This is a genomic window from Streptomyces sp. HSW2009 (assembly GCF_040240285.1).
In the GTDB taxonomy this organism is placed as follows: Bacteria; Actinomycetota; Actinomycetes; order Streptomycetales; family Streptomycetaceae; genus Streptomyces.
The window spans coordinates 1-19,366 of record NZ_JBEHZD010000088.1 but is presented as its reverse complement, the minus strand read 5'-3'; the positions used below and the strand labels follow the sequence as shown (position 1 = coordinate 19,366).

The 19,366-nt window shown below is 71.0% G+C and carries 20 protein-coding genes; 15 read left to right on the top strand and 5 right to left on the bottom strand.

Annotated features, from left to right (window positions below; genetic code table 11):
• The coding region (locus AAHZ94_RS09945) for a YihY/virulence factor BrkB family protein (RefSeq protein WP_349992286.1) at nt 1–1,045 on the bottom strand (1,045 nt) is incomplete at its 3' end.
• Nucleotides 1,046–1,135: 90 nt separating this feature from the next.
• Between AAHZ94_RS09945 and AAHZ94_RS09940 the strand changes: the two genes are divergently transcribed.
• The 12 genes from AAHZ94_RS09940 to AAHZ94_RS09885 all read left to right on the top strand — a co-directional run bounded on the left by AAHZ94_RS09940 (nt 1,136) and on the right by AAHZ94_RS09885 (nt 11,891).
• Nucleotides 1,136–1,723: a GNAT family N-acetyltransferase gene (locus AAHZ94_RS09940; RefSeq protein ID WP_349992285.1), complete on the top strand. Its 588-nt coding sequence runs from the start codon at nt 1,136–1,138 to the stop codon at nt 1,721–1,723.
• Nucleotides 1,724–1,860: 137 nt separating this feature from the next.
• Entirely contained in the window at nt 1,861–1,944 is an 84-nt protein-coding gene (locus AAHZ94_RS09935; protein WP_342671247.1) for a putative leader peptide, read from the top strand.
• 293 nt (nt 1,945–2,237) lie between these two features.
• Nucleotides 2,238–3,956 carry a nitrite/sulfite reductase gene (locus AAHZ94_RS09930; RefSeq protein ID WP_349992283.1) on the top strand — a complete coding sequence of 573 codons (1,719 nt, stop codon included), beginning with the start codon at nt 2,238–2,240 and terminating at the stop codon, nt 3,954–3,956.
• The gene (locus AAHZ94_RS09925) at nt 3,953–4,144 is read left to right on the top strand and encodes a hypothetical protein (RefSeq protein ID WP_349992281.1); all 192 of its coding nucleotides are present in this window, start codon (nt 3,953–3,955) and stop codon (nt 4,142–4,144) included. Before AAHZ94_RS09930 ends, AAHZ94_RS09925 begins: the two co-directional genes overlap by 4 nt.
• The gene (locus AAHZ94_RS09920) at nt 4,141–4,848 is read left to right on the top strand and encodes a phosphoadenylyl-sulfate reductase (RefSeq protein ID WP_349992279.1); all 708 of its coding nucleotides are present in this window, start codon (nt 4,141–4,143) and stop codon (nt 4,846–4,848) included. Before AAHZ94_RS09925 ends, AAHZ94_RS09920 begins: the two co-directional genes overlap by 4 nt.
• A gap of 32 nt (nt 4,849–4,880) precedes the next feature.
• On the top strand, nt 4,881–5,459 hold the full coding sequence (cysC, locus tag AAHZ94_RS09915; RefSeq protein ID WP_349992277.1) for an adenylyl-sulfate kinase: 579 nt from the start codon (nt 4,881–4,883) through the stop codon (nt 5,457–5,459).
• Between the two features lie 50 nt (nt 5,460–5,509).
• Complete coding sequence (gene cysD, locus AAHZ94_RS09910) at nt 5,510–6,445, top strand: sulfate adenylyltransferase subunit CysD (protein WP_349992276.1); 936 nt, start codon at nt 5,510–5,512, stop codon at nt 6,443–6,445.
• The gene (locus AAHZ94_RS09905) at nt 6,445–7,824 is read left to right on the top strand and encodes a sulfate adenylyltransferase subunit 1 (RefSeq protein ID WP_349992274.1); all 1,380 of its coding nucleotides are present in this window, start codon (nt 6,445–6,447) and stop codon (nt 7,822–7,824) included. The genes cysD and AAHZ94_RS09905 overlap by 1 nt, the downstream gene beginning before the upstream one ends.
• Before the next feature lie 229 nt (nt 7,825–8,053).
• Nucleotides 8,054–9,184 carry an aliphatic sulfonate ABC transporter substrate-binding protein gene (locus tag AAHZ94_RS09900; protein WP_349992273.1) on the top strand — a complete coding sequence of 377 codons (1,131 nt, stop codon included), beginning with the start codon at nt 8,054–8,056 and terminating at the stop codon, nt 9,182–9,184.
• An 80-nt stretch (nt 9,185–9,264) separates the two neighbouring features.
• Nucleotides 9,265–10,059, top strand: coding sequence for an ABC transporter ATP-binding protein (locus tag AAHZ94_RS09895; RefSeq protein ID WP_349992272.1), 795 nt, complete (start codon nt 9,265–9,267; stop codon nt 10,057–10,059).
• Nucleotides 10,046–11,095, top strand: a complete 1,050-nt coding sequence (locus AAHZ94_RS09890) for an ABC transporter permease (protein ID WP_349992271.1) — start codon at nt 10,046–10,048, stop codon at nt 11,093–11,095. Before AAHZ94_RS09895 ends, AAHZ94_RS09890 begins: the two co-directional genes overlap by 14 nt.
• Nucleotides 11,096–11,105: 10 nt before the next feature.
• Nucleotides 11,106–11,891 carry a sirohydrochlorin chelatase gene (locus AAHZ94_RS09885; protein WP_349992269.1) on the top strand — a complete coding sequence of 262 codons (786 nt, stop codon included), beginning with the start codon at nt 11,106–11,108 and terminating at the stop codon, nt 11,889–11,891.
• Nucleotides 11,892–12,092: 201 nt separating this feature from the next.
• Here AAHZ94_RS09885 and AAHZ94_RS09880 read toward each other — a convergent pair whose 3' ends face one another.
• Both AAHZ94_RS09880 and AAHZ94_RS09875 read right to left on the bottom strand, forming a co-directional pair.
• A complete protein-coding gene (locus AAHZ94_RS09880) occupies nt 12,093–12,917 on the bottom strand; it encodes a hypothetical protein (protein ID WP_349992267.1) in 825 nt (274 codons plus the stop codon).
• Entirely contained in the window at nt 12,914–13,456 is a 543-nt protein-coding gene (locus tag AAHZ94_RS09875) for a SigE family RNA polymerase sigma factor (protein ID WP_349992265.1), read from the bottom strand. The genes AAHZ94_RS09880 and AAHZ94_RS09875 overlap by 4 nt, the downstream gene beginning before the upstream one ends.
• Before the next feature lie 102 nt (nt 13,457–13,558).
• Here AAHZ94_RS09875 and AAHZ94_RS09870 point away from each other — a divergent pair, with 102 nt between their 5' ends.
• Complete coding sequence (locus tag AAHZ94_RS09870) at nt 13,559–13,738, top strand: hypothetical protein (RefSeq protein WP_349992264.1); 180 nt, start codon at nt 13,559–13,561, stop codon at nt 13,736–13,738.
• 68 nt (nt 13,739–13,806) lie between these two features.
• Nucleotides 13,807–14,550: a GNAT family N-acetyltransferase gene (locus AAHZ94_RS09865; RefSeq protein ID WP_349992263.1), complete on the top strand. Its 744-nt coding sequence runs from the start codon at nt 13,807–13,809 to the stop codon at nt 14,548–14,550.
• A 248-nt stretch (nt 14,551–14,798) separates the two neighbouring features.
• Here the strand turns inward: AAHZ94_RS09865 and AAHZ94_RS09860 are convergent, their stop codons facing one another.
• Nucleotides 14,799–15,674 (bottom strand): hypothetical protein, encoded by an 876-nt coding sequence (locus AAHZ94_RS09860; RefSeq protein ID WP_349992261.1) that lies wholly within the window; start codon nt 15,672–15,674, stop codon nt 14,799–14,801.
• A gap of 328 nt (nt 15,675–16,002) precedes the next feature.
• Nucleotides 16,003–16,320, bottom strand: a complete 318-nt coding sequence (locus tag AAHZ94_RS09855) for a hypothetical protein (protein WP_349992259.1) — start codon at nt 16,318–16,320, stop codon at nt 16,003–16,005.
• 751 nt (nt 16,321–17,071) lie between these two features.
• On the opposite strand from AAHZ94_RS09855, the gene AAHZ94_RS09850 reads away from it, so the two are divergent.
• The gene (locus AAHZ94_RS09850) at nt 17,072–19,351 is read left to right on the top strand and encodes an MMPL family transporter (RefSeq protein ID WP_349992258.1); all 2,280 of its coding nucleotides are present in this window, start codon (nt 17,072–17,074) and stop codon (nt 19,349–19,351) included.
• Nucleotides 19,352–19,366: the final 15 nt, after the last annotated feature.

Here is a 19,366-nt window from a genome sequence, read left to right as displayed (position 1 = left end):
GCTCGGGGAACTCCGACGGCGGTGCGGCGTCGGCGCCGTCCTCGTCGTCCGCGAGCGCGGACGCCTCGGCGAAGGCTCGGGCCGCCGCCCGGCGCCGCTCGCGTTCGCGCTCCTCGCGGGCCGCGGCCGTCGCCACCGACGGCCAGACCCGGTCCAGCGAGGCGTTGACCGCGGCGCCCACCAGCACCGCGAACGCGGAGACCCCGATCCACAGCAGCACCGCGACCGGGGCCGCCAGCGAGCCGTAGATGGTGGGGCCCTCGACGGTCTGGGTGAGGTAGATGCGGAGCAGGAAGCTGCCCAGCACCCACATGGTGAGGGCGATCAGCGCGCCCGGGATGTCCTCCCGCCAGGGCGATCTGACCGGCACCGACACGTGGTAGAGCGTGGTCAGGAAGGCGATCGAGAGCAGGATCACGACGGGCCAGTACAGGATGCGCACGGTGCCCGCGCTGCCCGGGAAGATCTGCACCATGGCGTCGGGGCCGACCACCATCAGCGGCAGCGCCACCGCCCCGACCACCAGCGCGACCAGGTACAGCAGGAAGGCCAGCAGCCGGGTCTTGACGATGCCGCGGTGGCCTTCGAGGCCGTACATGATGGTGATGGTGTCGACGAAGACGTTGACCGCGCGTGATCCGGACCACAGGGCGATGCCGAAGCCGAGCGAGATCACGTCGGGTCTGCCGCCCTCGATGACGTCGTCGAGCAGGGGTCTGGCGATGTCGCTGACGCCCTTGTCGGACAGGACCGTGCCCGACGCCTCCAGGATGTTGTCCCGTATGGAGGCGACGGTCTCGGTGTTGGTCCAGGCGTCGAGGTAGCCGAGCAGCCCGATGAGGCCGAGCAGCAGCGGCGGCAGCGAGAGCAGCGTGAAGAAGGCCGCCTCTGCGGCGAGCCCGGTGACCCGGTATTCCATGCAGGAGTTGACGGTGTCCTTCAGCAGCAGCCACGCCATCCTGCGCTTGGAGACGTGCTGCGACAGGGCCCTGGCCCTGTGCAGCCGGCCGGCTGGCCGACTGGGGGATTCGTTCGCTGGCTGCACCTCTTCACCGTATCTGCCCTGGTCGCCCCTCCCTGCCGGGTGACCTGGGCCGACCGTCGGCGGAAAGTGTGCGCATGGTTGGCTGGCGGGGTGACGACGACCGTGACCACCTGGTATTTGGAGCAGACCGCAGCGACGGACCTCTCCCCCGCCCGCCCACCGGGGACCGGCAGCGGCGTGCAGGTGGCCCGGGCGGGCGTGCCGAGCCCGGAGCTGAGCCGCTTCCTGTACACCGCCGTGGGCGGGGACAACGCCTGGATCGACCGGCTGGGCTGGTCGTACGCCCAGTGGCAGGCGTTCCTCGGCCGGCCCGGCGTGGAGACCTGGGTGGCCTACGAAGCGGGGACGCCCGCCGGCTACGTCGAAATGGCGAACACTCCCGACGGGTCCGTCGAGCTCACCTACTTCGGTCTACTTCCGGCCTTCCGCGGGCGGGGCATCGGTGGACATCTGTTGTCCGTGGGCGTCGCCCGGGCCTGGGATCTGGCCCAGCGATGGCCGAATCTCGCGCCCACCCGCCGGGTGTGGTTGCAAACCTGCTCCAAGGATGGTCCGTACGCGCTCGACAACTACCGAAGGCGGGGCTTCGGCGTCTACAAGACGCTCACAACCGAAGAACCGGAACCTGTGAATCCGGGGCCCTGGGCGGGCGCGTACGAGGCCCCTACCAGCGCGTAGAGCGATCGTCTCGGCAAGGTCCGTAAATCGGGTTCACCCATGTGAGCGACTCCCTAGCGTCTCACAAATCGAGACTCGATCGCCCACATGTTGGACAATGGTGGACGCTCGCGAGAGGCCCATGCCACGCTTCCGTCATGTCTAGAGCTGGAATTGCCTTGGTGAGTCGACGCCACGTCGACCTCGGCCGCCTGTCCAGCGCCATCTGTCCCGCGGGCTGACAGCGCAGCACCACCGCATTTTTGGCCGTCCCCACCGTCGCGGACGCGCTCGATCCGTAGACCTCCCGACCACCCCGTCCCGGGGCCCGCTCCGCTCGCGCCGCGCGCCCGCCCGCAGGGGGTCGCGTGCGGTCCGGTCGAGCTGCCGGCGACTCTTCCTGCGCAAGCGAGAGTTCAGCGCGAACTGCTCTGCCCGTGCGGGGCCCGTCCGTGCGCCCCGCCATCCCGTCACGCCCGCCTCACCCGCTCGACGCACGCCGTCCCGCCCGAGCTGCCCAGAAGGACACACCGCCATGGCCGCCAATCCCGAACGCCCCCAGACTTCGGCCCAAGGCGCCCCCACCGCAGCGCCCCGCCGCAAGGCGGGCCGCCACCGCGGCGAGGGCCAGTGGGCGATGGGCCACCGCACTCCGCTCAACGGCAACGAGCAGGTCAAGAAGGACGACAACGGTCTCAACGTGCGGACACGCATTGAGACGATCTACGCCAGGGCCGGCTTCGACTCGATCGACCCCGCCGACCTGCGCGGCCGGATGCGCTGGTGGGGCCTGTACACCCAGCGCAAGCCCGGCATCGACGGCGGCAAGACGGCCGTCCTCGCGCCGGAGGAGTTGGACGACAGCTACTTCATGATGCGGGTCCGCATCGACGGCGGCCGGCTCACCACCGACCAACTGCGGGTGATCGGCGAAATATCGCAGGAGTTCGCCCGCGGCACGGCCGACATCACCGACCGGCAGAACATCCAGTTCCACTGGATCAGGATCGAGGACGTGCCGGAGATCTGGCGCCGCCTCGAAGCCGTCGGCCTGTCCTCGACCGAGGCGTGCGGCGACACCCCGCGCACCATCCTCGGCTCGCCCGTCGCCGGCATCGCCGAGGACGAGATCATCGACGGAAGCTGGGCGATCGACGAGATCCACCGCCGCTACATCGGCGACCCGGCGTACTCGAACCTGCCGCGCAAGTTCAAGACCGCGGTCTCCGGGTCGCCACTGCTCGACGTGGTGCACGAGATCAACGACGTGGCCTTCGTCGGCGTGCGCCACCCCGAGCACGGCCCCGGCTTCGACCTGTGGGTGGGCGGCGGGCTGTCCACCAACCCCAAGCTCGGCGTGCGACTGGGCGCCTGGGTCCCGCTGGAGGAGGTGCCGGACGTCTTCGGCGGCGTCATCTCCATCTTCCGCGACTACGGCTACCGCCGGCTGCGCAACCGGGCCCGGATGAAGTACCTGCTGGCCGACTGGGGCGCGGAGAAGTTCCGGCAGGTCCTTGAGGACGAGTACCTGGGGCGCAAGCTGACCGACGGGCCCGCGCCCGACGAGCCGGCCGAGCGCTGGCGCGACCACGTGGGCGTGCACCGGCAGCAGGACGGCCAGTACTACGTCGGTTTCGCGCCGCGCGTGGGCCGGGTGGACGGCGCGACGCTGACCAAGATCGCCGAGCTGGCCACGGAGCACGGCTCGGGGCGGGTGCGGACCACCGCCGAGCAGAAGATGATCGTCCTGGACGTGGCGCAGGACCGGGTGGAGTCCCTGGTCGCCGCCCTGGAGGCGCTGGAGCTCCAGGTCAAGCCGTCGACCTTCCGGCGCGGCACCATGGCCTGCACCGGCATCGAGTTCTGCAAGCTGGCCATCGTCGAGACCAAGGCGCGCGGCGCGGCGCTCATCGACGAGTTGGAGCGCCGGATGCCGGACTTCGACGAGCCGCTGACCATCAACATCAACGGCTGCCCCAACGCCTGCGCCCGCATCCAGGTCGCCGACATCGGGCTCAAGGGCCAGTTGGTGACCGACGCCGACGGCCAGCAGGTCGAGGGCTACCAGGTGCACCTGGGCGGCGCGCTCGGGCTCGACGCCGGGTTCGGCCGCAAGGTGCGCGGTCTGAAGGTGACCTCGGCCGAACTCCCCGACTACGTCGAGCGGTTGCTGACCCGCTTCCAGGAGCAGCGCACCGAGGGCGAGCGGTTCGCACAGTGGGCCGCACGTGCGGCCGAAGGAGACCTGTCGTGAGCGAGCGGGCCGCGCCATTCTACTGTCCGTACTGCGGCGACGAGGATCTGCGCCCGTCCGCGGAAGGCCCCGGCGCCTGGGAATGCGCGTCCTGCAACCGTGCGTTTCGGCTGTCGTTCCTTGGACTGCTAGCCACCGGTCTGCGGCGGGATGCCGAAGGGACCGGGGAGAGGGGTGGTGCGACATGACGACGACCGAAGGACGTACGGCGGCCGAGCTCAAGGAGTTGGCCGAGCGGGCCGGTCGGGAGCTTGAGGACGCGTCGGCGCTGGAGATCCTGCGCTGGGGCGTGGAGACCTTCGGGGCGCGCTTCTGCGTGACCTCGTCGATGGCGGACGCGGTCGTGGCCCATCTGGCCGCCCGGGTGCGTCCCGGCGTGGACGTGGTCTTCCTCGACACCGGGTACCACTTCCCGGAGACCATCGGCACCCGGGACGCGGTGGAGGCGGTGATGGACGTCAGTCTGATCACCCTCACCCCGCGCCAGACGGTCGCCGAACAGGATGCCGAGTACGGGCCGTTGCTGCACGACCGGGACCCTGACCTGTGCTGCGCGCTGCGCAAGGTCGCCCCGCTGGAGAGCGGCCTCGCGGGGTACGACGCGTGGGCGACCGGGCTACGCCGCGACGAGTCGCCCACCCGGGCGGGCACGCCGGTGGTCGGGTGGGACGCGCGGCGCGGCAAGGTGAAGCTCTCGCCGATCGCCCGCTGGACCGAGCGCGACGTGGACGACTACGTCGCCGAGCACGGCGTCCTGACCAACCCGCTGCTGATGGACGGATACACCTCCATCGGCTGCGCCCCGTGCACCCGGCGGGTGCTGGCGGGCGAGGACGCGCGGGCCGGCCGCTGGGCCGGCCGCGGCAAGACGGAATGCGGACTGCACGGCTGATGACGGACACACACATACCCCAGGAGCCACCGATGACCACGGCCACACCGAGCGGGCGCGGCACCGACACCGCCCGGCACACCGGTGCGACGGTGTGGCTCACCGGTCTGCCCAGTGCGGGCAAGACGACGATCGCGTACGCGCTGGCCGAGCGGCTGTCCGGCGAGGGCCACCGGGTGGAGGTGCTGGACGGCGACGAGATCCGCGAGTTCCTCTCCGCCGGCCTCGGCTTCACCCGCGCCGACCGGCACACCAACGTGCAGCGCATCGGTTTCGTGGCCGAACTGCTGGCCTCGCACGGGGTGATCGCGCTGGTCCCGGTGATCGCCCCGTACGCGGACAGCCGGGCGGCGGTGCGCGAGCGGCACCGGGCGGCGGGCACGTCGTACCTGGAGGTCCACGTGGCGACCCCGGTCGAGGTGTGCTCGGAGCGTGATGTGAAGGGCCTGTACGCCAAGCAGGCGGCGGGCGAGATCTCCGGGCTGACCGGTGTGGACGACCCGTACGAGGCGCCCGCCGACCCGGACCTGCGGATCGAGACGCACCGGCAGGGCGTGCACGAGTCCGCGGCGGCGCTGCATGCGCTGCTGGCCAAGCGGGGGATGGTGTGAGCGGCGCACGCACGGCGAACGACCCACACTGCGACCTGGAGGAGCCCCCCATGACACCCCCCGCATCGGTCGGCGAGGACGCCGACAACCCGTACGCACTCGCGCACCTGGACGCCCTGGAGTCCGAGGCGGTGCACATCTTCCGCGAGGTGGCGGGCGAGTTCGAGCGGCCGGTGATCCTGTTCTCCGGCGGCAAGGACTCCATCGTGATGCTGCACCTGGCGCTGAAGGCGTTCACGCCGGCGCCGGTGCCCTTCGCGCTGCTGCACGTGGACACCGGGCACAACTTCCCCGAGGTCATCGACTACCGGGACCGCACCGTCGAGGAGCACGGGCTGCGGCTGCACGTGGCCTCGGTGCAGGAGTTCATCGACCGCGGGCAGCTCCGCGAGCGGCCGGACGGCACCCGCAACCCGCTCCAGACGGTGCCGCTGCTCGACGCGATCGAGAAGAACCGGTTCGACGCGGTCTTCGGCGGCGGGCGGCGCGACGAGGAGAAGGCGCGCGCCAAGGAGCGGGTGTTCTCGCTGCGTGACGAGTTCGGCGGCTGGGACCCGCGGCGCCAGCGCCCCGAGCTGTGGCAGCTCTACAACGGGCGGCACTCCGCCGGCGAGCACGTCCGGGTCTTCCCGCTGTCGAACTGGACCGAGCTGGACGTGTGGCAGTACATCGAGCGGGAGAAGATCGACCTGCCGGCGATCTACTACGCGCACGAGCGCGAGGTGTTCTCCCGGTCCGGCATGTGGCTGGCGCCCGGCGAGTGGGGCGGGCCGCGCGAGGGCGAGCGGATCGAGCGGCGCCTGGTGCGCTACCGCACCGTGGGCGACATGTCCTGCACCGGTGCCGTGGACTCGGACGCGGCCACCATTTCCCAGGTCATCGCGGAAATAGCCGCATCCAGACTGACCGAGCGGGGCGCCACGCGGGCCGACGACAAGCTGTCCGAGGCCGCGATGGAAGACCGTAAGCGCGAGGGGTACTTCTAATGACGAGCATCATCACCGGTCAGCCCGGGCCGACCGAGCGCGCGCCGGCCGCCTCGCTGCTGCGCTTCGCGACCGCGGGCAGCGTGGACGACGGGAAGTCCACGCTGGTGGGGCGGCTGCTGCACGACTCCAAGTCGGTCCTGGCCGACCAGCTCGAAGCGGTCGAGCACGCCTCGCGGCACCGCGGCAAGGAGGGGCCCGACCTGGCCCTGCTGACGGACGGGCTGCGCGCCGAGCGCGAGCAGGGCATCACCATCGACGTGGCGTACCGCTACTTCGCCACCGCGCGGCGCCGGTTCATCCTCGCCGACACGCCGGGGCACGTGCAGTACACCCGCAACATGGTCACCGGCGCCTCCACGGCCGAGCTGGCCGTGGTGCTGGTGGACGCGCGCAACGGCGTGGTGGAGCAGACCCGCAGACATGCGGCGGTGGCCGCGCTGCTGCGGGTGCCGCACGTGGTGCTCGCGGTGAACAAGATGGACCTGGTGGACTACGCGGAGCCGGTGTTCGCGGCGATCGCGCAGGAGTTCACGGCGTACGCGGCCTCGCTGGGCGTGCCCGGCTGGAGCACGGCGGGGCCTGGCGGCGACCCGTGGTGCACGGCCATCCCGATCTCCGCGCTGGCCGGCGACAACGTGGTGACGCCGTCGGCCAACATGGACTGGTACGGCGGCCCCACGGTGCTCGAACACCTGGAGACGGTGCCGGTGGTGGCCGACCCGGCGCGCGATGTGGCCCGCTTCCCGGTGCAGTACGTGATCCGCCCGCAGTCCGCCGAGCACCCCGACTACCGCGGCTACGCGGGGCAGGTCGCCTCGGGCGTGCTGCACGTGGGCCAGCAGGTGGTGGTGCTGCCGTCCGGGCGCAGCAGCGTGATCGAGGGCATCGACGCGCTCGGCGACCCGGTGGACGCGGCGTGGGCGCCGCAGTCGGTGACGTTGCGGCTCGCGGACGACATCGACGTCTCGCGGGGCGATCTGATCGCGCCGGCGGCGACGGCCCCGAGCCCCACCCAGGACGTGGCGGCGACGGTGTGCCACGTGGCGGACCGGCCGCTGCGGGTCGGCGACCGGGTGTTGCTCAAGCACACCACCCGTACGGTCAAGGCCATCGTGAAGGACATCCCCTCGCGGCTGGCCCTGGACGATCTGTCCCAGCACCCGGCGCCCGGCGAGTTGGTGGCCAATGACATCGGCCGGGTGGTGCTGCGGACCGCGGAGCCGCTGGCGCTCGACGCGTACGCGGCGTCCCGGCGTACTGGTTCTTTCCTTCTGATCGACCCGGCGGACGGCACCACGCTGACCGCCGGCATGTCCGGCGAGGCGTTCGCCGGTGCGGGCACGGCGCCCGTGGGTGATGCGGAACGGGGTGTGTGACGTGGCAGGCGAGGCGTATTCCACGTTCGCCAAGGAGGGCGGGCGCGTGGGCAGCGGCGCACTCGGCAGTGGGCAGGGCGGTGTCGGGCGATGTGTGTGCTGACCGCCCCGACCGCTGCCACCCCCCGCGCCCCCGGCCGTCCGGCCGGGACCGTCACCTTCCGTGCACCGGAACCACCGCCGGGACCGCCGTGAGGCGTACCCCGGCTCGCTGAGAGGAACCACCTCTGTGTCTGCCCTTCCCGCATCACGCGCCCGTCGGGGCGCCCGCCACCGCATAGGCGCCGCCGCCCTCGTTCCGTTGCTGATCGGCGTGCTCGGCGCCTGCGGCTACGGGTCGGAGAAGGAGGACGACGGCAAGAAGCCCGCGGCCAAGGCAGAGGGCGCCAAGCTCGACGGCCTGGACTCGGTGCGGATCGGCTACTTCGCCAACGTCACGCACGCCACGCCCCTGGTCGGCATCCAGGAGGGCCTGATCCAGAAGGAGTTGGGCGGCACCGAGATCAAGCCGTTCACCTTCAACGCCGGGCCCTCCGAGATCGAGGCGCTGAACGCGGGCTCGATCGACATCGGCTGGATCGGCCCCTCGCCGGCCATCAACGGCTACACCAAGTCCGGCGGCCAGAACCTGCGCATCATCTCCGGCTCCGCCTCCGGCGGCGTCTCGCTGGTCGTCAACCCCGACAAGATCAAGACGCCCGAAGACCTCAAGGGCAAGCGGATCGCCACCCCGCAGAAGGGCAACACGCAGGACGTCGCCCTGCTCAACTACCTGTCCGAGAAGGGGTACGACGTCGACGCCCAGACCGGCAAGGGCGACGTGTCGGTGATCCGGCAGGACAACAAGGAGATCCCGACCACCTTCAAGCAGGGCGGGATCGACGGCGCTTGGGTGCCGGAGCCGACCGCGTCCAAGCTGGTGGCCGAGGGCGGCAAGGTCATCATCGACGAGCGTGACCTGTGGGAGGGCGGCAAGTTCGTCATCACGAACGTGATCGTCTCCCAGAAGTTCCTGAAGGAGCACCCGAAGGTCGTGGAGGCCGTACTGCGCGGGGCGGTGCGTACCAACGACTGGATCAAGGCCAACCCGGACGCCGCGAAGAAGCAGGTCAACGCGGCCCTGAAGAACCTGACCGGGAGCCAGTTGGACGACAAGGTCCTGGACCCGGCGTTCAAAAACGTGGACGTCACCAACGACCCGCTGGCCAAGACGCTGCGGGACGAGGCACAACACGCCGTCGAGGCGGGCCTGTTGAAGAAGCCCAAGCTCGACGGCATCTACGACCTCACCCTGCTGAACAAGGTGCTCAAGGCCGAGGGGAAGCCCCAGGCGGAGGACGCCGGGCTCGGCGCTAGCTAGCGCAACGCTACTTGCCACCCCCCACGCGCCGCCCCCCACGTCCCACCGCAACGCAGGCCCCTTTCCCAGGAGGTGACGCCATGACCGCAACGCTCACCCAACAGCCCGTCACGACGGAACGGTCGAGCGGCTACGCCGCACGCATCGATCACGTCTCCAAGTCGTTCGGCCGTCCCGGCGCCCAGCAACACGTACTCGACGACATCGCACTGGACGTCGCACCCGGTGAGTTCGTCTGCCTGCTCGGGGCGTCCGGGTGTGGCAAGTCCACCCTGCTGAACCTGGTCGCCGGGCTCGACAAGCCGACCGTCGGGGCCATCGAGGTGCCCGGCGGCCGGCCGGCCCTGATGTTCCAGGAACACGCGCTGTTCCCGTGGCTGACGGCCGGCAAGAACATCGAACTGGCGCTGCGGATGCGCGGGCTGCCGCGGGCCGAGCGCCGCCCGGAGGCCGAGCGGCTGCTGAACCTGGTGCGGCTGAACGGCGCGTACGGCAAGCGGGTGCACGAGCTGTCCGGCGGCATGCGCCAGCGGGTGGCGCTGGCCAGGGCGCTGGCGCAGGACAGCAAGCTGCTCCTGATGGACGAGCCGTTCGCCGCGCTCGACGCCATCACCCGGGACGTGCTGCACGAAGAGCTGATGCGGATCTGGTCCGAGACGCACGTCTCGGTGCTGTTCGTCACGCACAACGTCGGCGAGGCGGTGCGGCTGGCCCAGCGCATCGTGCTGCTCTCCTCACGTCCCGGGCGGATCGCCCGGGAGTGGCAGGTCGACCTTCCGCAGCCGCGGCGCATCGAGGACAGCGCCGTGACCGACCTGTCCGTAGAGATCACCGAGCAGCTCCGTGGGGAGATCCGCCGCCATGGCCAACACTGAGACCCACTCCCCCGCAGCTCCAGGGGACCCAGAGCCGTCCGCGGACGGGCCCGCCGGCCCAGCCGGCAGGACCGGCCTGCGGAAGGACGCCGCCAAGGGTCCCGCCACGGGCCGCCCTGCCGCGGGCACCGCCACGAGCACTGCCGCGGCTGCCTCGGATGTGGCCGACGCCCCGTCCGACCAGCTCGCCGGTCTCGGCGCCGGCCTGGACGCCCTGGAGACGCACGCCAAGGCCCGGGTGCCGCTGGCCCGGATCTTGCTCGACCGGGTGGTGCCGCCGGTGGTGGCCGTCGCCCTGGTCCTCATCGGCTGGCAACTCGCGTACCACTTCGAGGTCAAGCCGCACTACCAACTGCCGAGCCCCGCCGACGTGGCACGGGCCCTCCAGGACAAGTGGCTGGACGGCACGCTGCTCGGCTACGTCTGGGAGAGCGTCTCGCGCGGCGCGCTGGGCTTCGCCGCCTCGCTGCTCATCGGCACGCCGCTGGGTCTGCTGGTGGCGCGGGTGCGGTTCGTCCGCGCGGCCATCGGGCCGATCCTCTCCGGGCTCCAGTCGCTGCCTTCGGTGGCCTGGGTGCCGGCGGCGATCATCTGGTTCGGGCTGACCAACTCCACCATCTACGCGGTGGTGTTGCTGGGCGCGGTGCCCTCGATCGCCAACGGTCTGGTGGCGGGCGTGGACCAGATCCCGCCGCTGTACCTGCGCGCGGGCCGCACCATCGGCGCCACCGGGTTTGCCGGCGTACGGCACGTCCTGCTGCCGGCCGCGCTGCCCGGCTACATCGCCGGCCTCAAGCAGGGCTGGGCGTTCTCCTGGCGCTCGCTGATGGCGGCCGAGCTCATCGCGACCTCGCCCGAGCTCGGCACCGGCCTCGGGCAACTCCTGGACCAGGCCCGGGTCGACTCGGACATGTCCCTGGTGCTGGCGGCGATCCTGCTCATCCTCATCGTGGGCATCGGCATCGAGCTGTTGATCTTCGCGCCGATCGAGCGTCGGGTGCTGCGCAGCCGCGGCCTCCTGGCGAGCAACCGCTAGGGGCCAGGACATGTACGCGACAGCACTGGTGATCATCGCGCACGGCAGCCGCGACCCGCGGCACGCGGCGACCGTCACCGAGCTCACCGCTCGGGTCAGGTCGCTGCGGCCCGGGCTGCGGGTGGAGGTCGGCTACCTCGACTTCTGCGCGCCGAGCGTGTCACAGGTGCTGTCGCGGCTGGCGGCCGACGGGGTACGGGATGTGGTGGCGGTGCCGCTGCTGCTCACCCATGCCTTCCACGCCAAGGCCGACATCCCGGCCGTGCTCGGCGAGGCCCGCACCGCGCTGCCACACCTGCGGGTGCGGCAGGCGGCGGTGCTCGGCCCGTCCGCGCTGCTGACCGCCGCCCTGGAGCGGCGGCTGGCCGAGGCCGGGGTGGGTCCCGGCGAACGCGGCTCGACCGGGGTCGTGTTGGCCTCGGCGGGCTCTTCAGACCCGGAGGCGATCGCGGTGATCGCAGCAATCGCGCGGGAGTGGCGGCTCACCGGTTGGTGCGCCGTGCGACCCGCGTTCGCCTCCGCGGCAGCCCCGCTCACCCCGGTCCTCGGGACCGAGGAAGCGGTACGGGCGCTGCGCGCCGACGGGGCCCGGCAGGTGGCCGTGGCCCCGTACGTGCTGGCGCCGGGCCGGCTGCCCGACCGGATCGCCGCCGGCGCCGAGCGCGCCGGTGCCGAGGTGGTGGCCGACGTGCTCGGCCCGGCGCCCGAGGTGGCCGAACTGCTGCTCCGGCGCTTCGCACAGTGCCGCGCGGCGCGGGCGGTACGGACGTCGTTGGACGTACCGCTCACGGCGTGAGCTGCGGGGGCGCTGGACGCTGGGTCACCGGATCGCTGTCAGTTCGTGGACAGGCGTACCGCCGGTGCCGGTGCCGGCTGGAACCTCGCGTGCCCGTCTCGATGTCCTGGTGCAGAGGAACGATGCGCTTCGTCACGTGGTGCCCGTCGGGGTTGTCGCCGTGGTTTTCCTGCCCCTCGGAGCGTTGGTCTCCCGCTTGAGCTACTTCGTGACCTTGATCCCCTCCAACTCGGTGGACTTCGGCGCCAGGATGGCGAACCAGTCGTAGGGGGAGTGCTTGAGGCTGTGGATGACCGGAACGTCGGCATTCGCCTCGGTGTCCGCGGACGCACGGCCGACCTTGGTGGACGTGCCGTCCTTCCAGGTGCAGGTGACCTCCCGGGCGGTCTTGGCGACCTGGCCGAACACCAGTCGCGGGGCGGCCGTGCCGTCCCCTGGGAGCAGCGGGAGCGAGACGGTCCCGTGCTCGCCGCCGGTCAGGACGTCGTCCTCGGGTAGCACCAAGTTCCCGATCTGCGTGGTCTTCGCCTCTTCACCGGTGACCCGGTACACGAAGTGCGCGACCTTGCCCACCAGTTGGGAGGCTGTGGAGACGTCCTGCGGGTGCTCGCCGAACTTCGCCATGGCCGCCAGGGTGGCCCGGGCCTCCGCCGTGTCCGCCGGAGCCTTCCACACGTCGATGTACACCCGCCACGGCACTCCCGCGTCGGTGCCGCTCGCCAGGGTCGTCCGCATGTCCGGCTCGGCTGCCTCCGCGCTGGGGACCGGCTGGCTCGCCGACGACACCACCCTCCGTTCCCCGTCACCGGACAGCCCGTTCAGTGCCAGGGCCCCCGTGGAGCCGGCCACGACCAGGGTGGTGGTCGCCACGACCGCCCAGCGACGTGCCCTGCGGCGGCGTCCGCCGCGCATCAGCGCCTGGGCGGGGGCTGTGCCGATCCTCACCTCGTCGGCGGCTTCGGCCAGCAGGAAGGCGATGTCGTGCTGTGTCATGTTGTGGCTCGTCTCCCCGTCCGCGCTCTTCACGCTCGTCCTCCCTGCGTCACTTTCTCCGCCAGTCCCGAAACGGCGCGCAGCTTCGCGATCCCCTTGGCCGCGTTGCTCTTCACCGTGCCGACCGAACAGCCCATCGCCTCGGCCGTCTGTGTCTCAGTGAGGTCCTCCCAGTAACGTAGGACCACTGCTTCCCGCTGCCGTGCCGGCAATTGGGCCAGCGCCTTCAGCAGCGTGTGACGGTCGTCGGCCTGGGCGATCCGGTCACCGGTGTCGGCCACCTCGTGCGTCAGGCCCGCGTCCCCGCTCCTGGGCAACAGGAACTCCCGCAGCTTCCTTCGATATCTGCGGGCATGCGCGTTGATCATCACTCGTCGCGCATACGCCTCAGGGGCGTCGGCCGAGGCGACCCTGTGCCAGGCCACATAGACCTGCTCCAGCGTCGACTGGACCAGATCCTCCGCAGCGTGCTGCTCACCCGTGAGCAGAAATGCCGTGCGCATCAGGCGCGGCCAGCGGCCGACGACGAAATCGTGGAACTCTCGGTCCCCGACCTGCTTTCGAACCCCCATGAGCACCTCCCTCCTAGATGCTCAAAAGAGTCCCTACGAAGCCGAGACCGTTGCCTCACCACGGAATCTTCTTCCGCTTCGGGCAAACGATCCTTGTACGAGATGAAACGACTCGGCCGTGACGCCACCGAACTCACCGTGCTCGCCGACCGCCTCACCGCCCACGGCCTGATCCTGGAGATGCTCGCCGGGCCACTGCCCGGCATCTACGACCCCACCAGCCCGGGGAACATCGCATCTCACGCGACGTGGCGGTTTCTCAATGGATCACGGCTGGTCTGAGTTTTGCGGTACGGCTGTCCGGGAGGAATCTGGTCGCGCCCCGGCTGTGGAGACGACAGGATGTGGCCATGGCTGACGATCTCTTACTCATGCACGCCCGGGAGCTTTGGGTGGAACTGGCGGGCACACCGGTCGAGTTCTGTCCCCCAGGAGGGGCAAAGGTTGTGGTCGCGCCCGGGTCACTGTTGTGTCCGCCATCGTGGACCGGGATCGTGCGGATCGGTGACGCCGCTCTCGTCACTGCACCGAGCGTGCAGGCCGCCGGGATGGTGGACGACGCCGCGCGGAAGATGACCCACGAAGAGGTCGTTGACATCGCTCGTCTGCGTGCGGTGCTGCCCGTTCTCGATGTTCTCGGGCCGGCTTCGCTCTTCTATCTCGGCCGGGACGGCTTTCTTCCTGCGCATGAAGGCACCGGGGTCGAGCAGTTGCCGATCGGTGCTGGCGTCCTGGCCGCGCTGCTGGCCCTGGCCGGGGAGGAGGAGGCCGGCGAGAGCGGTCTGGAGGACATCTCTTCTCCCGCGTTCTGTCTTCGCCGGGGCGAAGAGGTGGTAGCCGCAGCCGGGTACCGGTCCTGGCCGCAGTCGGTAGCCCACCTGAGCGTGCTGGTTGCCCCGCAATATCGGGGCCGGCGCCTGGCCCGGGCCGTGGCGTCCGCAGCAGTGGCCCATGCCCTCGATGCCGGGTTGCTGCCGCAGTGGAGAGCACGGCCCTATCCATCCCGGCGTGTGGCTGTAGCTCTGGGGTTCCAGGAATTGGGTGCCCAGCTCAGCGTTCGGCTTGGCGACGTCCCCGTCGACCAGGGCCGGTAAGGACGGAGCCTCTTCCGCGACTGCCATGTCGGATGAGAACGGAGAGCCCGAGATTCTCAAACGGCATGGCAACAACGCAGGTCAGCATCGTGGCTCCTGCCGATCATGCTGCGGCAGGACACCCAGCCCAGGGCCGTGATCAATCTCAGCGCTCCACCCTGTACCGCAACTACTCAGACCCGACCCCCGTACGCAGCCGGGCGCCGGCACGCCCGGCACGCCCGTCGCGCCGCGTACCGCGTACCGCCTCACCGCGACACCCGTCGCGCGGCGTGCCGCACGCCGCCGAGCGCCGCGCCCAGGTGGTGCCTGACGCGGACCTTCGCCTGCGCACCGGCCGCACGCGCCATGAACGCCAGCAGCGGACCGGCGCTGGCCTTGGTGACCAGGGCGAAGCAGTCCGTCGCACCGATGGAGTCGGCGAAGTACGCGTCGAGTTCGGGCTCTCCGCTGCGCGGTGCCGCCCCGTACAACTGGGACAGCACGCCGTCCAGCGCGTTCGTGACCAGCAGCCGTTCGGCGTCGATGGCCTCGGGGCGGTGGCCGAGCCAGCGCATCGCCTCGGCGCCGATGCGCTGCACCTCGGCCGGGACCGGCCGGCCCGGCTGCGGGAAGACCCGGTCGGGGCCGAAGGTCTTGGTGAAGCCGGCGTGTATGCCGGGGTTCTGGGTCCGCAGGATCACGTACGTGGGGCGGAACGGGTTGCGCAACAGGACCTCGGTGACCAGGAACCGCGCCTGCACCCGGGCCGAGAGCTTGGAGCGCCGGTGCGCGGGCAGCAGCCCGGCCGCGTCGAGGTAGACGACCTGCTTATTGAAGAAACGTTTTCTCTGATAGCCGGCCCAGCCGACGACCTCGTCGTCAGGGGCCAGGGTGAGGGTGAAGTTGGCGACCTGGTCGAAGAAGTTCTGTTCCTTGCGCGCCCGCCAGTAGCCGGAGTGGTCGGTCTCGAAGGTACGGGTGGCGACGTCGGCCACCAGGTCGAAGAGCCGCTCGCGGCAGCCGTCGGCCAGCTTGGCCGGTGCCGTCCAACTCACCGAGCGGTAGCCGTTGTGCAGGTTGCGCACCTTGGGCGGCGCCGAAAATCCCCGGAGGTCGGCCGCGCTCAGTCGCAGTGAACCCACTGTCAGTCATCCTCGCTCTCGCGGCGATTGCCAAGATCATCATCCACCTTAGACACGCTACGTTGCGGTAAGGTAACTCAACAACCAACAGATGGCCTTCCGCTTCGCGCATCGCCGCAGGTGAGAGCGGTTGTGACCGAGGTAACGCGACGAGGCGTCGGCATCTGGCGCACGGCGCCTGCGAGGAGCGGCCGGTCGGCCGGGCGGCCCGTTTGAACGGTCGGCCTGTTGGGCGGCCAGCCAGTTGAGCGGTCGGCCCGCTGGGCGGCCAGCCAGTTGAGCACGGGGGGCCACGGCAGGGCTTGCGCGCGTTCGCGGCGCTCTCCCCCTAGCTCCCCCATCCGGCCGCGCCGTCGATGACGACGTAGCCGACGTACGCGCCGAACAGGGCGAGGAGCAGGCCGAGGAACCGCGTCCAGGCGGGGAGCGGTCGGTGCTGATGCGTGGCCCACATCCGTCGGAGTCGCATCAGGGTCGAGCCGGCACCGAGCACGGCGACCGCCGCGAACACCCAGAACAGCACGGGCCGATCGCCGACCGGAGCGTTCCGCACCCCCGCGTTACCGGTGACGAGCAGGAGGTAGGGGACGACGTACTGGGTCGCAGTGAACTCCCGGACGCCCTTGAGGCCGGCGGAATCGGTCATGGAGATGCCTCCGAAGCGTGGTGGGTGGCCGGCACGGAAGTGCGCCCGCGCGACTGGCGGGCGGGCCCTACCGGTTCAGCCCCCGGGAGCGACGGCAGCACGCGGGCCGTGGTGCCCCACCGATGATGTCGCCGCCGGATGCCCCGCCAGGCCGCTTGTCTGAAAGCAAATCCGGACTGGCCACCACCGGCCACCACCGGCCACCCCGCAACCTCTAGGTCCGCTCGCCGGGTGCGGCACCCCAGCACTCGCACAGCGGCGAGAGCGCGCGGCGCGCACCCCCACCCCGACACCATCGCGCCCGGGCGCCAGCCCGTCGCCTCAACCCGGCCGCCCCGCCCCCGGGGGGGGGGGGGCGCCGGGCGGGGGGGGGGGGGGGGGGGGCCCCGGGGGGGGGGGGCCCCGGGTGGGGCGGGGGGGGGGCGGGGGGTGCCCGGGAGGAGAATCGAAACTCTGGCCGACCGACCGCGGCCGGCACAACCGCGTTCAGGCGTTGTGACATTTCCAACGGGCGCCCATGTGCCCCGTACGCCGTGAAAGGCGCCCAAATCCGCCGGGCCGCTTGGCACTTGCGGACACCCTTGGCCTGGGCCATTGACGCAACGACCGTTACGTGTAGGGGCCCTAAACCTCTGACCGCTAAGGGATCAGCCCGCTTTCAGTCGGATGGCCCTAGCCATCCCCCGACCTAGCGTTCTTGCTGCACGGCGGCGCGGGCCGCGGGCGATGGGCGAGTTCTAGAGGGGGAACCGTGGCGACCACGGGGCACAGATCGAAACCACGTGGCATAGCGGCCCGTGCGGGCAGTTGGAGTGCGCGGCACCGGTGGGTGGCGGTCGGCGGCTGGGTGGTGTTCGTCATCCTGTCGCTGGCCGTCGGTTCGATGACCGGCCGCGTCGACGTCAGCGGCAGCGAGCAGACGCCGGGCGAGGCCGGGCGGGCGTCCGCCATCTTGGACGACGCCGGGATCACCAACCCGGCCGGCGAGATGGTGCTGGTCACCGCGCGGGAGCAGGGTGCGAAGGCGACCGACCCCGAGGTCAAGACGGCGGTGCGCGAGGTGATCTCGGCGGTCCGCGCGACCGGCGAGGTGGCCGAGGTCCGCTCCCCGTACGAGGCGGGCGCCGTCTCCGCCGACGGGCGTTCGGCGCTCATCCAGTTCGAGGTGCGCGGCGACCCCGAGGACGCGGCGGACCGGGTACAGCCGATCACCGACGCGGTGGACAAGGCCGCCGACCAACACCGGTCCGTACGGCTCGAACAGTTCGGTGACGCCAGTGGGCAGAAGGCGTTCGACGAGGCGTTCGGCAGCGACTTCCAGCAGGCCGAGTACTCGGCGCTGCCGGTGGCGCTTGGCATCCTGCTGATCGCGTTCGGCGCGCTGGTCGCCGCGCTGCTGCCGGTGGTCCTGGCGATGACCGCGTTCCTGGCCACCACCGGGCTGGTGGCGGTGGTCAGCCACGCGGTGCACATGAGCGACACCGCCAACTCGGTGATGCTGCTGGTGGGGTTGGCCGTCGGCGTCGACTACTGCCTGTTCTACCTGCGCCGGGAGCGCGAGGAGCGGGCCGCGGGGCGCGATGCGGCGACCGCGCTCCAGATCGCCGCCGCCACCTCCGGGCGGGCCGTGCTGATCTCCGGCATCACGGTGATCGTGGCCATGGCGGGCATGCTGTTCACCGGCATCGCCGAGTTCGAGGCGATGGGGCTCGGCACCCTGATGGTGGTGGCGGTGGCCATGGTCGGCTCCGTGACGGTGCTGCCCGCGCTGCTCTCGCTGCTCGGCGAGCGGGTCGAGAAGGGCAGGGTGCCCTTCCTGCACAAGCGCACCAAGGCGGGCAACGGCGAGAGCCGGTTCTGGCGTGCGGTGTTGAACCGGGTGCTGCGCCGGCCGTGGGTGTCGATCACGCTGGCGGGCGGCTCGCTGGTGGCCATCGCGCTGCCGGCGCTCGGCATGCACACCGCCAACCTCAACATGGACCAGGAGTTCGGCGACTCGCTGCCGATCGTGGCCTCCTACCGGCACATCAACGAGCAGTTCCCCGGCGGGCCGGCCCCGGCGCGGGTGGTGGTCAGGGCCGATGACGTACGGGCGACGCCGGTACGCAAGGCGATCGAGGACTTCCGGGCCCAGGCGGTGACCAAGGGCGCGTCCAAGGGCCCGGTGAAGGTGACCGTGCACGAGAAGGAGAACGTGGCCGTCATCGAGGTGCCGCTGGTCGGCGGCACCGACGAGGACCGCAGCGAGCGCAGCCTGAACGTGCTGCGGGACGAGGTGCGGCCGGCCACGCTCGGCACGGTGGACGGGGTGAGCGCGCCGATCGGCGGCGACACGGCCGCTTCGAAGGACTTCAGCGACGAACTCGGCTCCAGCGTCGCCCCGGTCTTCGCCTTCGTCATCGTCTTCGCGTTCTTGCTGATGCTGATGTCCTTCCGCTCCCTGACCATCGCCGTGACCTCGATCGCGCTGAACCTGCTGTCGGTGGGCGCGGCGTACGGCATCCTCACCGCCGTCTTCCAGCACGGTTGGGGCGCCTCGCTGGTCGGCGCCGAGGGGGTGGGCGCGGTGGTGGCCTGGCTGCCGCTGTTCCTGTTCGTGATCCTGTTCGGGCTGAGCATGGACTACCACGTCTTCGTGGTCTCCCGCATCCGCGAGGCCCACGTGGCCGGCCGGCCCACCCGGGACGCGGTGGTGCACGGCGTGGTCACCACGGCCGGCGTGGTCACCAGCGCGGCGGTCATCATGGTGGCGGTCTTCTCGATCTTCGGCACGCTGTCGATGCAGAGCATGAAGCAGATGGGCGTGGGCCTCGCGGTGGCGGTGCTCATCGACGCGACGATCATCCGCGGGGTGCTGCTGCCGGCCGTGATGGTGCTGCTCGGCGACCGCAACTGGTACCTGCCGAGTTGGCTGCGGTGGCTGCCCGACCTCAGCCACGAGGACGAGGTGGCGGCCCCGCCGCAGCCCGGCGCGGTGCCGGTCGGCGCCCCGCAGGGCGGCGACGGACTGCCCAGCCAGGTCCGCGTCTGACCCACCGTCAGACCC

Coding starts and splice junctions, on each gene's coding strand:
- cysD (WP_349992276.1), top strand. CDS start 5,510: ATGACACCCCCCGCATCGGTCGGCGAGGACGCCGACAACCCGTACGCA.
- AAHZ94_RS09885 (WP_349992269.1), top strand. CDS start 11,106: ATGTACGCGACAGCACTGGTGATCATCGCGCACGGCAGCCGCGACCCG.
- AAHZ94_RS09905 (WP_349992274.1), top strand. CDS start 6,445: ATGACGAGCATCATCACCGGTCAGCCCGGGCCGACCGAGCGCGCGCCG.
- AAHZ94_RS09895 (WP_349992272.1), top strand. CDS start 9,265: ATGACCGCAACGCTCACCCAACAGCCCGTCACGACGGAACGGTCGAGC.
- AAHZ94_RS09865 (WP_349992263.1), top strand. CDS start 13,807: ATGGCTGACGATCTCTTACTCATGCACGCCCGGGAGCTTTGGGTGGAA.
- AAHZ94_RS09890 (WP_349992271.1), top strand. CDS start 10,046: ATGGCCAACACTGAGACCCACTCCCCCGCAGCTCCAGGGGACCCAGAG.
- AAHZ94_RS09920 (WP_349992279.1), top strand. CDS start 4,141: ATGACGACGACCGAAGGACGTACGGCGGCCGAGCTCAAGGAGTTGGCC.
- AAHZ94_RS09875 (WP_349992265.1), bottom strand. CDS start 13,456: ATGGGGGTTCGAAAGCAGGTCGGGGACCGAGAGTTCCACGATTTCGTC.
- AAHZ94_RS09870 (WP_349992264.1), top strand. CDS start 13,559: ATGAAACGACTCGGCCGTGACGCCACCGAACTCACCGTGCTCGCCGAC.
- AAHZ94_RS09935 (WP_342671247.1), top strand. CDS start 1,861: ATGTCTAGAGCTGGAATTGCCTTGGTGAGTCGACGCCACGTCGACCTC.
- AAHZ94_RS09855 (WP_349992259.1), bottom strand. CDS start 16,320: ATGACCGATTCCGCCGGCCTCAAGGGCGTCCGGGAGTTCACTGCGACC.
- AAHZ94_RS09930 (WP_349992283.1), top strand. CDS start 2,238: ATGGCCGCCAATCCCGAACGCCCCCAGACTTCGGCCCAAGGCGCCCCC.
- cysC (WP_349992277.1), top strand. CDS start 4,881: ATGACCACGGCCACACCGAGCGGGCGCGGCACCGACACCGCCCGGCAC.